The sequence below is a fragment of the Leptospira kobayashii genome (assembly GCF_003114835.2).
GTDB lineage: Bacteria > Spirochaetota > Leptospiria > Leptospirales > Leptospiraceae > Leptospira_A > Leptospira_A kobayashii.
In genome coordinates this window covers 2,746,882-2,759,205 of sequence record NZ_AP025028.1, presented here as the reverse complement: position 1 = coordinate 2,759,205, position 12,324 = coordinate 2,746,882, and the positions used below count along the sequence as shown (strand labels likewise).

Annotated in this window: 14 protein-coding genes; 11 read left to right on the top strand and 3 right to left on the bottom strand. The window is 37.3% G+C overall.

Annotated elements, in window-relative coordinates; translation table 11 throughout:
• Window positions 1-16 precede the first annotated feature (16 nt).
• From DI077_RS12445 to DI077_RS12435, 3 genes are all read left to right on the top strand, one after another.
• On the top strand, window positions 17-250 hold the full coding sequence (locus DI077_RS12445) for a hypothetical protein (protein WP_242935189.1): 234 nt from the start codon (window positions 17-19) through the stop codon (window positions 248-250).
• Window positions 251-555: 305 nt separating this feature from the next.
• Window positions 556-1,293 (top strand): helix-turn-helix transcriptional regulator, encoded by a 738-nt coding sequence (locus DI077_RS12440; protein ID WP_109019556.1) that lies wholly within the window; start codon window positions 556-558, stop codon window positions 1,291-1,293.
• Window positions 1,294-1,391: 98 nt separating this feature from the next.
• Window positions 1,392-2,282 (top strand): M24 family metallopeptidase, encoded by an 891-nt coding sequence (locus DI077_RS12435; protein ID WP_109019079.1) that lies wholly within the window; start codon window positions 1,392-1,394, stop codon window positions 2,280-2,282.
• Between the two features lie 176 nt (window positions 2,283-2,458).
• Here the strand turns inward: DI077_RS12435 and DI077_RS12430 are convergent, their stop codons facing one another.
• A complete protein-coding gene (locus DI077_RS12430) occupies window positions 2,459-2,785 on the bottom strand; it encodes a hypothetical protein (RefSeq protein WP_109019080.1) in 327 nt (108 codons plus the stop codon).
• A 191-nt stretch (window positions 2,786-2,976) separates the two neighbouring features.
• On the opposite strand from DI077_RS12430, the gene DI077_RS12425 reads away from it, so the two are divergent.
• The 8 genes from DI077_RS12425 (at window position 2,977) to DI077_RS12390 (ending at window position 10,748) form a co-directional block, all read left to right on the top strand.
• Entirely contained in the window at window positions 2,977-6,294 is a 3,318-nt protein-coding gene (locus DI077_RS12425; protein ID WP_109019082.1) for a hypothetical protein, read from the top strand.
• Between the two features lie 31 nt (window positions 6,295-6,325).
• A complete protein-coding gene (locus tag DI077_RS12420; RefSeq protein WP_135354839.1) occupies window positions 6,326-6,928 on the top strand; it encodes a hypothetical protein in 603 nt (200 codons plus the stop codon).
• A gap of 67 nt (window positions 6,929-6,995) precedes the next feature.
• The gene (locus tag DI077_RS12415) at window positions 6,996-7,646 is read left to right on the top strand and encodes a hypothetical protein (protein WP_109019084.1); all 651 of its coding nucleotides are present in this window, start codon (window positions 6,996-6,998) and stop codon (window positions 7,644-7,646) included.
• A gap of 455 nt (window positions 7,647-8,101) precedes the next feature.
• Window positions 8,102-8,344: a hypothetical protein gene (locus tag DI077_RS12410; RefSeq protein ID WP_242935188.1), complete on the top strand. Its 243-nt coding sequence runs from the start codon at window positions 8,102-8,104 to the stop codon at window positions 8,342-8,344.
• Window positions 8,341-8,721 carry a hypothetical protein gene (locus tag DI077_RS12405; RefSeq protein WP_109019086.1) on the top strand — a complete coding sequence of 127 codons (381 nt, stop codon included), beginning with the start codon at window positions 8,341-8,343 and terminating at the stop codon, window positions 8,719-8,721. Before DI077_RS12410 ends, DI077_RS12405 begins: the two co-directional genes overlap by 4 nt.
• Window positions 8,721-9,416 carry a hypothetical protein gene (locus DI077_RS12400; protein WP_135354841.1) on the top strand — a complete coding sequence of 232 codons (696 nt, stop codon included), beginning with the start codon at window positions 8,721-8,723 and terminating at the stop codon, window positions 9,414-9,416. Before DI077_RS12405 ends, DI077_RS12400 begins: the two co-directional genes overlap by 1 nt.
• Window positions 9,394-10,122: a hypothetical protein gene (locus tag DI077_RS12395; RefSeq protein ID WP_109019088.1), complete on the top strand. Its 729-nt coding sequence runs from the start codon at window positions 9,394-9,396 to the stop codon at window positions 10,120-10,122. Before DI077_RS12400 ends, DI077_RS12395 begins: the two co-directional genes overlap by 23 nt.
• Window positions 10,123-10,160: 38 nt before the next feature.
• Window positions 10,161-10,748: a hypothetical protein gene (locus tag DI077_RS12390; protein WP_135354842.1), complete on the top strand. Its 588-nt coding sequence runs from the start codon at window positions 10,161-10,163 to the stop codon at window positions 10,746-10,748.
• Between the two features lie 4 nt (window positions 10,749-10,752).
• On the opposite strand, the gene DI077_RS12385 is transcribed toward DI077_RS12390, so the two are convergent.
• Both DI077_RS12385 and DI077_RS12380 read right to left on the bottom strand, forming a co-directional pair.
• Window positions 10,753-11,469 carry a DUF4846 domain-containing protein gene (locus DI077_RS12385; RefSeq protein ID WP_109019090.1) on the bottom strand — a complete coding sequence of 239 codons (717 nt, stop codon included), beginning with the start codon at window positions 11,467-11,469 and terminating at the stop codon, window positions 10,753-10,755.
• Entirely contained in the window at window positions 11,466-12,308 is an 843-nt protein-coding gene (locus DI077_RS12380) for a helix-turn-helix domain-containing protein (RefSeq protein WP_242935187.1), read from the bottom strand. Before DI077_RS12380 ends, DI077_RS12385 begins: the two co-directional genes overlap by 4 nt.
• Between the last annotated feature and the right edge of the window lie 16 nt (window positions 12,309-12,324).

The following is a 12,324-nucleotide window of genomic DNA, read 5'->3' as shown; positions in this document are numbered from 1 at the left end:
TTTTGAGAATGAACCGATGAAATACAATGTTCCCATCAAAATGAAAGCACTACACCAACTAGGTCCATTGCCGGAAGACGCAATTTCCAATCCGGACGAAATCAAAAAATATATAAAACTCACCGAAATAGATGTTCCTAAGCCTGGTCCCGGTCAAGTTCTTGTAAAAGTTAACAGGGGTTTGGTGAATTCGGATATTACGTTAATTCCCTTTCTCTTCTTTCCTGATTCCGGTTGTCCAGGGAAGTGATCGGTAACGTGAATGGAATGTTCAAACCAAAGATCCAACGTCTATTCGATTTGACACAAGCTGCGGAAGCCTACGCTTATTACAGTCAACATATGACTGATGGTAAGATACAAATTATCGTGAATGATAACGGATGATTTGTTCCCGTCTTTCCCTCTTTTTTTGTTGATAAAGCCGCTTTCCATCCCAGAATCATTGTTTCGGAACCGAAAGGATTTTTTCTCGCCGAAACAATGGAAGCATAATTGGATTCAAAGAATTTTTTACCTCATAAGGACATCCTTTATCTTTGGAATAGCCGTGTGATCTACGCGACAAACGCGATGCAAACCGATTTTCACGAACATTATGCCGCTACCTTAGCAATTTCTTTGGACAAAAATATCAGTATCGAAACGAAAAAAGGGAAAGAAGAATACCGTGTTGCCTTGGTCGGTCCGAATACCTATCATCGAACCGTTTCTCCCGGTGTAAGAATGATTTCATTGTTGATTGATCCGGAAACATATGAATACGGATCGATCTCCGATTTTGCAAAAATGGGGGAAGTGAAACGTTTGGAAGTTTCAAACTTTCTTCCTTTGATGGAAAGATTATGGGATTTGTATTATGGAAACTTGAGCGATAGTGAAGCTTGGGAATTGCATTTGGAATTACTGCAATGCGTACGCCCTTTTCAAAACTTGGAAAAAAACATAGACCAAAGAATCCGAAAGATCGCACATAAAATCAGAACGGAACTTCCCGATAGCATTCGCATGAAAGAGATAGGAAAAGATTTTTCCATTTCGGAGGATAGATTGATCCGTCTCTTCAAAGAAAATTTGGGAATCCCACTCAGACGGTATCTATTATGGGTCAGGATCTTAAATGCAGTGAAACATCTAAAGGAAGGAGCTAATTTAACAGAAGTTGCTCATGCCAGCGGGTTTTCCGACTCTGCCCATTTTTCCCGCACATTTAAGGAAAATTTCGGATTCACGCCATCCGTTTTTTTCGGTCGTATCAAATCAATTGAAGTTAGGTTTTGCGAATCAGATTGATACTTTTTTTTTGAAATTTTTTAAAAATACCGGATTCATTCAATCTAAAGAACTTCGATACTGCTATTCTTTCTCTATTCAAACCTAGGGAAGAATTTATGCCAATACAAACACAAAGAGGATTCTTATCCAAACTCTCTTCAAAGATTTCAAGATACAGTTCCGAATCAATCAAGACTCCCAGTGAAGAAGAGAAAGCTGGTTTTCTAAAAGCACAGAGACTTGCTTACCGATGTGTTACCGAGATTGAAAAGGAAATGCGGGAAGGATGGACGGAATACCAGACCGCCAAACGTATGGATATGTTCTTAAGGGATCATGGAGTGAAGGTGTTCCTACATCGCCCCTTTGCCTGGTTCGGCGAACATGCCAGGTTTGACGGATACAAACGATTCACTCAGTTTCATCCCGGCAAAAAAAGATTAACCGAAGACGAATCCTTTATCTTAGATGTATCTCCCGTAGTTGACGGATATATCGGAGATATAGGTTATTCCTCCTCTTTGAAGAGAAATCCTGAATTGGATTTCGGGATGGAATATCTTTTGAAACTTAGGAAACAGATTCCCGAGTATTTCGCATCATCTTTGAGTGCTTCTGAGATTTGGTGGAAGATAGATCGGGAGGCCAAAGAAAACGGTTTCGATAATGTGCATTCCTTATACCCCTTTGCTGTGTTAGGTCATCGTGTGTATAAAGTGCATCTACCTAAAGTCCCGTTTCCGTTATTGCCTGTTAGTTTTGCCAGTTGGTTCAGTCTGCAAGGATCTTTTGAATTTCTCACGCATAAGGTTTTGCCTGAACTTTTGACTCCGGATCATGAAGGAGACAAAACCGGTCTTTGGGCGGTTGAACCTCATTTGGGTAGGGGAAAAACAGGGTTTAAGTTCGAAGAGATTTTGGTAGTGGAAAAAGATAGAGCATATTGGTTGGATGAAGAAGTTCCTCATGTAAAGAGAGGAAGGAAACTCGCTGTAGAAGTAATGTAAAAACGAATTTAAAATATTCGAATTTATTTTTATTGCAATAAAAATAAAAATTTTCTCATTCAAAATACTAACTTTTTTTAAATAAATCTCATTAAATTGGTTGAAAGTTCAACCCGGAAAAGTATCTATCAGATATTACGCGTTTTGCGGTGTTTTTGTATTAGAATAAATATAGATTAGTGGTGAGTTTCCAGCCAGGCTGCTAAGACCAGTAAGGTGTAGGATATGCTTTCCATTAAAATGAAGAGTTTAAGATAGATTCTGTTTTTTTCTCCGAGGAATATGGATTTTACTCCTAAAGGAATGCCTGTGATTCCGGTTAGGATTGCCAAGATTTCTGCGGAATAGTGGTAACGGGAAAATAATCCCATGGTCAGAATCTTCGGGATGATTTGGATGAGTGAAAGGATTCCGAATCCACCGAAGGTTAGGATCGTAAAAAACCATGCCTTGGTATTGATCACCAAGATTTCCAGAAAGGAAGAACTGTCGCTAATTAACATGATGCCTGAAACCCGTTACTGTTCAATGGTAGGGTACTTTTCTGAATACGAAATCGAATACAATTAAGTTTGAATACTTCAAAATTATCAAAGGCATTGCATTTTTTATTTTTCTTTTGCTGTTCTCCTGTATAGCACAATCCAAACCCGATCCTTCTTTGGCGTTGTTAATGCCTTGGGAATATGGCGATATGATTTTCCCTGCTCCTCCGGCAGAAGTTGCCAATCAAAATTCTAACAGGGAAGGAGTGGAAGAAGACGTTTGGACAACTTCGAATCCGTTGGCGAAGGGGTATTTGATCAATTGGCTTTTGTTTACTCCTCCTGAGGAAGATGAAACTAGAAGTGAAATGAAAATTGAAAACCTGAAACAATCGGACGCAGTTCAAGTGGATGCATCCAGGCCGATCCCTATGCCTCTGTCTCCAGCCGAAACCTTACAATTGAGAGATCAGGTCCACCAGGATAATTTAAGCAAAGAAATCATCAAACAAGATCCAGCCGAACCGGGAGTCTATCATGCCAGGATTTTTATTTCCAGTTCCATCGAGCTTCAGTATCTGAAAGAATTGATGATACCATACTCTCCATTCCCTTATTTTAAAGAACCATCTTTGAATTACAATCCTGCGGCATCGGATATGGTCGGTTACACTGACTTTTCCGAATACAAGGAAGGCGCTTTCTTCTATGTAATTATGTCGGGATATCATTATAATTTTCTAATTCAAAACGGAATTTTTCAGGCAGTACAGAATATTAGAAAATTGGAATATGATGAATTGGCCATGATAAATTTCAATCTAAGCCTTAGCCCTACAGAGCTGGATCGATATACAGACCAACTCAATATGGATGCGAATGAATTGAAAAAAAGAGATCCTGATTCTCATGCCAAATTGGAAAGATTCCATTCTTTACAGTCAAATTACCAATTTGCAATTTTCGGTATTCTGGCTAACGGGCTGACTCGTATTTTTGCCAATGTTTGGAATGTGGTAAGAGCAGCCGTTATTCGGGCAACAGCTCATGTCATTTCCCATATTAATTTTGATCCGGCCCGATTGAACATTCCTCAAAGCCTTAGAGATAGAATGAAATTCAAACCTGAGGATTTTATTCGAAATGCTTTTACCCCACCGAAGTGGCTTCAAGATAGACTGAAGCCACCAAAATGGTTGACCGATAGGCTTGGGCTAACAGATCACAAACCCTTGCGAGGTATCATCGAAATCTTAGATGGGAATGGGGGAGTTCTGAATTTTAAAAGAAAAGACCGCAAAATGACTTTGGATTTTACTCCGATCACTCTTCTTGGCCCTTCCCTTGCAGGGATTACTCCTTTGCGAGAAGGAACAAGCACATATATGAACGGTTATTTCGATACAACCGTGATGAATAAAGCATTGGGACTTTTTATCAGTTACGATGTTTGTTTTACTTTGGACAATTCATATTCCTTTGTAACTAACAATGGTATTTTGCCTGTTAGTGTATGCAATGGTGCCTTTAGCCCAAGAGAAATACCGCATTATATCCAGGTAAAGAATGTATATGCATTAACTTCCGCAATGACTCAGTATGCTCACGTAGAAGCGATTCATAAGCTTGGAATTGTAACTAAAAAGGCAAGGATTTTCCAAGGTGGTGCCAGCTTAGCAGAATGGCCAAAGCCAGGTGGAAGATTCGGTGCCTTTGCTCCTTGTGGGCAAATTCGCAATCTTCATCCATCCCACCAGCAGGTATTTCTTCATTCCCTGGGGTTATTGGGTGAGTTGCTTGATTATGATATATACCTTCAAAAGACAGAAAATTTTCTAACAGTAGTTCACGAATATTCTCATATAGTGCATTGTTCTTTGATTGGAGATAATAAATACAAGGAACAAATACAAGCATATGCGAATGATATTGTTAGCGGGCAAGAGCCTAGGAATGGGGAGTTTGGTGCTTTGCACGAGGGAGTTGCCAACTATTTTGAGTTCATTATCAATGCAGCCATGGACTATTGCAAAGGATGTAAAAATATAGAAGAGAACATTCATACTGGTTATGTGAGCGGTTTTCATCTCAGTGAGAGTACCGCACTTGGCCCAGAAACAGATTATAATATTTTTGGTGGTCAAAATTTGATAAGATATTATAAGACTATATTATTTAACGACGATCACTCAACGTTTTCGAGTAATAGAGTGGCAGCAGTTGCTAGTTTTCTTTACGATCTGGAAGATAGCTGTCAGGACAATTTTTTAGATGTCGTTAACTTTTCTGATAATGTATATGATTTTGATCGGGTTGCTATGGGAAGAAGTGCGGTGATTAATTCCATCGCAACTCTTCCTTATCCTGCTAAGGTGAGAGACTTAAATGCGCAAGCGTATGCGAGAGGAGTAAGTGTAGCTGATTATTTGGAATTGGTAAATATGCATGGATTGAATCATCTGTCAGCAGGATTAAAAAGTGATGTTAATCTTACTCCAGGACTTTATTGGTTTGAACTTGATTCTTATAATATTCGATTGAGGCCCTATTTTGATTGTTTAGATCAAACGGAAAATACTATTCATCAAAATCTAGCAAGTGCTTCCAATATTAGATCGTTGGGGATTACATCTTCCTATCGTACGGAACGTACTTCTGTTATGGAAATAGATAAATCAAAAAGTTTGTCCAGCGTGATGCAACAGGTAATTCCGCAAGGAGCCATTGCCCCTTCTTGGAAAAAGGAAGGTGGTGACAGTCAAGAAGTTCCAAACTGGATTTCTTTAGGTGCTAATCTTTATTCGACAAACCCAATCACCTGGACTTCCGAATTCGGGATCACATTGCAGGAGTTTATGGAGGAATCGGTTCCTATGAATTCTACAAGTGTAACTTGGGCTCCTATCGGAAAAGAAAATAAAAATATGGGTTATACGAGTTATACTCAGGTAGAAAATTATATTTCTCCCGAAATTGAGCATTATTTTTTTACGAGCCTGGTTCCCGAGTATGCTGCCAATAACGTAAATTTTTATCCCGAATTTCAAGACCAAATCAGTCCGGAAGGATGTCAGAATCGAAATTGGATTCCTATCGGAAAACAACCGCAGGTGATGGGGCTTGAGTGTTGGACGGCTGTTGGATATTGGGGAGTTCCTATTTATGAAGACCATTGCACTCCGGAGCCGATAGAAATCGACCAAAGGGGAAATGTGCAAAAACATCCGGTTCATATCAACGATCACTTCAAACACTTGTATGATGTGAGGAAAGGAAAACTTTCTTGCGATTTTCATATTCCAAGCTACAGTGATTTGATGGAAGTAGACCAGTATGCAGGATTTGGTCTTCCGGGCGGTGCCTATGGCAAAGTCTGGAATCATCTCTATTATCAGAAAGACGGTAAGATTCAATTTTCTAATTCTGGAGATAATACTAGCTTTATCACAAGATCCGGCAATACCGAAGCCAATCTAACATCACAAAAGGAGAAAGGATATTTTGAATACCTTATCGAAAATCTATAAATTTATTGTCTTGGGGATTTTTTCTGTCTTCTTGTTAAATGCCAAATGTGAAACGGATGATAAAGAAAGAAACGGTAAAGAAAAGATTCTTGTCCTTTTATTCAGTGTAGAGGAAGCGAAACAGAGAAATAGAATTTTGTATGAACCAAATAACGATCTTAGCTCTGCCAAATGTGTTACCAAGGGCTTCGAAAGTTATGTGTATCCAAAAGACGATATTGATTTTTACACTTTTACTTTATCTTCCGGTTCTTTGAAACTTTATATTTCCAGCCATGAAACATTAGGAACTCAGAAAAATTTAGGGATGCAAGTCTATGATGATCAGGGGGCTTTGGTTTACGATTTGAACCAAAGAAGTTTTGATGGAACAAATTCGGTTATTCTTGTTAACCGCAACATGAGTCAAAGTGAATGTTCTATAGCAGCTTGTAACGGTTTAGAAAAGTATAGATATATAGAATTTAGTCCTTCCAAACTTAAATTCTATATCAAAATTTATTCATTGAATCAGGAAGTCTATTCTGAAGGCCAACAACTTGACTCGGTTTCGATGCATTCTTCTTACAATCCAACTAATTTAAAGAATCCTGTTCCGGTTTTCCTGCAGGGAGATTTTCAGACTTGTCCTTGATCGTATCTGAGATTTCATTTGTTAGTTTCAAGCTATCACTTATCTTAACAAAAAGAGAAAGGGTATTTTGGATATTTTATTAAAAATTAAAAAAATTCTAATATTCGTTTTTAGTTTCGTATTTTTCGTCAATGGACACTGCAATCCTCCTACGACCAAAGTATCGAAAGAAGTTATTCTTGGTTCGATTATTATCGAAGGTCAAGAAAAGGAAAGACGACAAAATTTGGACGAACCGAATAATGATTTTAGTTCGGCAAAATGTATAGATAAGAGCTTTGCAAATTACATTTATCCAAAGAATGATTTGGATTTTTATCAATTTAGTTTAAAGTCGGGAAACCTAAAAGTATATATTTTGGATTATGAAACATTAGGAAGTCAATACAACATAGGGTTTCAAATTTTCGATGATCAAAGCAATTTGATTTATGACTTAAATCAACGAAGCTTCGATTCGGTAAACTCAGTATTGTCAGTTAATCGAAATTTAAATTCTAATGAATGTTTAATGGAATTATGTCCTGGATTAGAGCGGTATCGGTATATTGGGTTCACTCAGACTAAACTTAAATTTTATATTAAATTTTACGCTTTGAATGAAGTTAACTATAAGGAAAGTTTCCGTAATATTTCAGCGGACAAGATAACAAATCCTACAAACCAGACCTCTTTTTTTAACTTAACCCTGCAAGGAGACTTCGCCGCTTGTCTTTAAAATTTAAAAAACTCAGAACTATATGGGCAAGATGGAAGCAGATGCCCAAAAGAATTATCATCATCTGCCTGTTTTGCATAATTTCTCCCATTGCGAATTTCTTACATCTTTTGTCTCCCTACGGGCTGCATAGGATAAACTGGAATATAATTTATAAGGTGCTTTTCCCTGTTAAGATCTTTTTGCTTATTTTTCCTTTGGTGCTGGCTTACGGTATTTACAAAAGGAGGCTTTTGTCCTTCTACTTATTGCTGTTTTACGGTTGTTTTCTTTTTGCAAACAATTTATATACTACGTCTCAAAATTTCAATTATACAAATCTTTCTATAATTTTTCAAACTGTTCTTTTGTTTGGAATTGTTCCGCTCCTTCTTTATAAGGATCTTCGATCTCCTTTTTTCTCGGAGGACACGAAGCGGGGATGGAGAAGAAAAAAAAGATTCCCTTCTTCGTTTTTGTTTCGGTTGGATGAAGGAGCATTGATCAAATCAATCAATGTTTCCGAATTGGGAATGCTTTTTATAAAACCACCTGATATTGATTTTCAAAAGGAACAAAACATCAGTTTGGTAATGGAAAACGGTTCCGAAAAGAGAAAGATCTCAGGAAGGATAACTCGAATTCATAACGGAAGTTTTGCTGTGGCCATCCCTTCGGAAGATGGTAAATTTTTGATTCAGGAAATCGTTTCGAAATGAAATATCTTTTTTCTTTCTCCGTTTTGTTGAATGTGTTTTTGTTTGTTTTTATTTTCAAAACTCATCTTTTCCCTCGCGATTCGCACGAATCGAATATCATGGAAAACAGAGGCTCCGGCGATTGTTCCGAGACTGGGACCACTTCCGAAAAAAATATTATAAAATATTCCAAACCTGTAAAACAGGAAGTCGCCAAACTTTCCAGAGTATATTTGCTTCCTCATCCTCCCGATTTTTTGGAAGGTAAATATATAAATATTCAAAAATTCGAAAAAATTAACATTGAAGGTAAGATTTTCTGGAGACTGGAAGAAGTAACGGACAATGGAAAGGTTAAATCGTGGGAAGTTGAAGAATCTTCCGTTAGGTGGAAATAGTGGAATATCGATTTATTTTTTTATTTATTTTTGTTTTTGGAAATCTAAATGCCACGGATATCCCGGGTGGTGGTAAGGAATATCAAAAGGGAGTGATTCTTTACGAGGGGAAAAAAATGATCCGGGGTGATTATTTTTTTGCTTCGGATGATAAATTGTTCATCCGAGATGAACAATTTGGAAGATTTATTTCTAAAAGTAAATCGGAAGGGATTGTTAGTGAAGACTACGTGGAATCCATTCGTTCCAAAGAAAGGTGGCAGGCGGTTTCTGAATCGTTTTATTTGTTTTCTTCGGGAAACAAGTATCAGTCGGGCGCATTACAAATATCACCTGACGAAGAAATGTGGACTAGAATTGCAAAAATATCTTTGGTTTTGATCACTGGATATTATTATCAGTCAGCTGTTCGTGCCAATGAACAATTGAGTCATTCTTTCTACGGATTGAATTCCGATCAAAAAAGATCTTTATTTGAAAGAGAAAATACGAAATTTCAATTGAGTTTGGTAGCTACAGTTCTTACTTTTTTAGGCTCTGGTTTTTTTGCCTACTACCGATACGATAGGGACTTGCATTTTAACCAGCTGAATATTCGGGAAAGAGAATTTGTTCCCGTCGAATCAATTCCTGTTTCTTGGAATTTACCTCAGAAAGGTGCGAAAATTGAACTTGGTTACAGCAAAAATTTCTAAAACCAAAAGTTTTGTATTCAGGGTTTTGTTCTTTTCAAAGTTTGCAGTTTATTTTTGCGGATGTTTGCAGGCAAATGTGTCCGATCCGGTTTTTATAACTTCATTATTATTGTTATCGGAACCTGCTAAAGAGGAGCATAGTAATCCGAAAGGTTGGAATGGTTGTAATGCTCGGATCGTAAAAGGTGATCGATTCTACGGAGCTATCTGTTTAGTTGATACTTATGATGATTGCAGTTCTTCTACATTTAATGATATTGTAACAGATACGCAGCGTTTGGATTTTGTTTTCAATTTGGATATTCACGAATTGGCTTATCCCGAGTGTAAGGCTCCTATTTTCGTTCTTCGGAATATTTATTCTGGTACATCGGCACCCATGTCTTTTTTTGCCAACCATATCTTTTCAGAAACCGGCTTGAAAGCAACTGCGATTTCATTCTATTCTTCCTGCGACAATCTACCCTGGGATAAAAACGAACCCAAATCTAAAGATTTGATATTAGTAAAATCATATCGATTAATAATGAATAAATGGCAAGTTCATCTTGCGATTACCGACGGGGTTTCCGCTTCTTGTCTTAGCAGTCTGAATTTGAATACGGAAGAAATGGAGCTAGTGAATTCCTTGAAAGCGAAGAGAAAGGTTATAGGAAAAAAATGTATCTATGATCTTTCCCTCAATGGTTTAAGATGCGAAAATTAGTTTTAGCATTATTCCTTCTGATTCATTTTCAATGCGATATGAAAAAAAACGATGGAGAGGATTCTCTTTCCTTACTGTATCTTCTGACAGTGAGAAATGCCTCCGGTTTTAAAGACTGTAACTTTAGAAGTTTAAAAGCCGGTGAAATTGCCGTCGATTCGGAAAATGATGTTAAAGTATTATCCGGAAACAAAACCTTAACTGCCGTAGAAAGTTATAAGGACATTAAACGATTCGATTGGAGCGTGGACGGATCCTTTTTTTATTCGAATCTTGTTTTAGTCGGTTTTCCGATTCAAGGAATTCCCGTTATTACACCGAAATCAACGGCAGATGTCACAAATGAATATCTTATCGAAGTGAATGATGGAAACAATATATATAAAATTTCCTCCAGAAGAGATTCTTTCCAAGATCTGACTTATTGGCTGCCTACCGGAAATAAAGCGGTTGTTTATATTAACACAAAACAAACCTTTTACTGCGATTTCCCTCTCATCTCTCAAAGTAAGATTTCAATTCAGTGTGATAAATTCCTTCTTCCGTTCTCTACAAATGAAAATATTTTGGTCCGAGCTTATTCTACACATCAGGAACAAACCGACACTTTCCAAGATTGTCTATAAAATCCTAAAATCTTCTTAAAACCGGATTTCCATAAGGGTATTTGGTCCGCAAGTGCTGAATGAATCCTTCGTAACTGAACCATCCCTCCTTACCCTTGTCAGTTGGTGATCTTTCTATATGCATTTCCTGGGCCGGCATAAAACTGAAACCGATAAGATAGAGTTTTTGATTTTTGTATTTTGCTTCGTCCAGAATCATGGAAACATGGCCGATCCCTCCCGTTTCATTTTGTACGAATAAATCTCCCGGTTGTAAATTTTCTTTTGTAACCGGAATGGCTCCTTTTTTTAAAGAATAGGAATTGGAGGAGGCGAATGCATTTCTTAAAAAGCGATTATAATCCTTTTTCGAATCTTTGTAATATCGTTTTTTCCCGGGATAATCGAACAGATACAATTTGTCCAATCTTCCCGATTCTTTGTGGTAATCCGCCCAAAGCCGCATGGAAAAATCAGCGCATTGTTCCAGATCATCCTGAAATAACAATGGTTTGTTGATTACGGCAATCATATCATACCAATCGCTCAGATCTTTTTTTTGGTAAGACAGCACTTTGGCTTCTTTTTTTAAAGGAAGGTTTTGTAAATAATCGGCAAAAGAATTTTTAGGAAAATCAATTCTCTGAAAACCTTCGGGAACAGGTATTTCTTTTACTATGTTCGGAAAAGAATAAAGACAAAGATTGAACGTTATAAATATAAAAACAAATCGAATGTTCATTTTATAGTTTTTAAATATTCCTCAGGACTCAGTCCAATCGTATTTTTAAAGTCTTTGATAAAATGGGCCTGATCATAATAACCAAGATCCAAAGCGAGTTCTGCAAAATTCACCTTCTCCGTTTTTTCTATTTTTTCGGCAACCTCATGAAGTCTGTATCTTTGAATCACCCATTTGGGACTGACTCCCACATATTCTTTGAATAATCTTTGCAAACTTCTTTTTCCGATGGAAAAAAGTTTCACGATTTTGTCTACCGATCGAATCTCACGATCTTCTTTTATTTTATCTATGATGGAATTGATATAAGAAATGTTCGGATCTTTTTCGGGGATATGATTTTTCAACCAGGACTCTACGATCTGAATTCGATCTTCATCATCTTCTTTTTTGAAAATTTCATTTTCCAACCTGGATACGTTTATAGGAAAAACTTGATCGATCTCCAAAGTCTTATCGGTCAATAAGGAGACATTTTTTTTAAAAAAAGGATAAAATGCTCCCGGACGAAACTTGATTCCGAATACGGAACCTTTGTCTTTCAATAAATAGGAAAATCTACCTTTAGTGATTCCGTAGATTTTGGAACCGCTCCGGTCAAATACGATATGAATGCTCGGATAGGGAAGTGTCTCTGCAAGGTAAGGATCTTTGTCACTCAAGTCCCATCTAACAGTCCAATAATGTTCTATGAAAAAATCCAAGTCTTTGTTTGCAAAATACCTTGCATGTTCCGCCTCCAATTCCGCTTTGTTTTGGCGCAAAACTCCTCTTGTCGGTTTTCCTTTTTTTTCCACCACGGATATGATTTTGCATTTTGTCGTGTTTTTACAATCCAAATCTTTCTACTTGGTA

What these genes read in the sequence shown, in the direction of transcription:
- DI077_RS12430 (WP_109019080.1), bottom strand. Translation starts at nt 2,785, where the DNA reads ATGTTAATTAGCGACAGTTCTTCCTTTCTGGAAATCTTGGTGATCAAT.
- DI077_RS12390 (WP_135354842.1), top strand. Translation starts at nt 10,161, where the DNA reads ATGAAAAAAAACGATGGAGAGGATTCTCTTTCCTTACTGTATCTTCTG.
- DI077_RS12445 (WP_242935189.1), top strand. Translation starts at nt 17, where the DNA reads ATGAAATACAATGTTCCCATCAAAATGAAAGCACTACACCAACTAGGT.
- DI077_RS12435 (WP_109019079.1), top strand. Translation starts at nt 1,392, where the DNA reads ATGCCAATACAAACACAAAGAGGATTCTTATCCAAACTCTCTTCAAAG.
- DI077_RS12405 (WP_109019086.1), top strand. Translation starts at nt 8,341, where the DNA reads ATGAAATATCTTTTTTCTTTCTCCGTTTTGTTGAATGTGTTTTTGTTT.
- DI077_RS12385 (WP_109019090.1), bottom strand. Translation starts at nt 11,469, where the DNA reads ATGAACATTCGATTTGTTTTTATATTTATAACGTTCAATCTTTGTCTT.
- DI077_RS12425 (WP_109019082.1), top strand. Translation starts at nt 2,977, where the DNA reads ATGATTTTCCCTGCTCCTCCGGCAGAAGTTGCCAATCAAAATTCTAAC.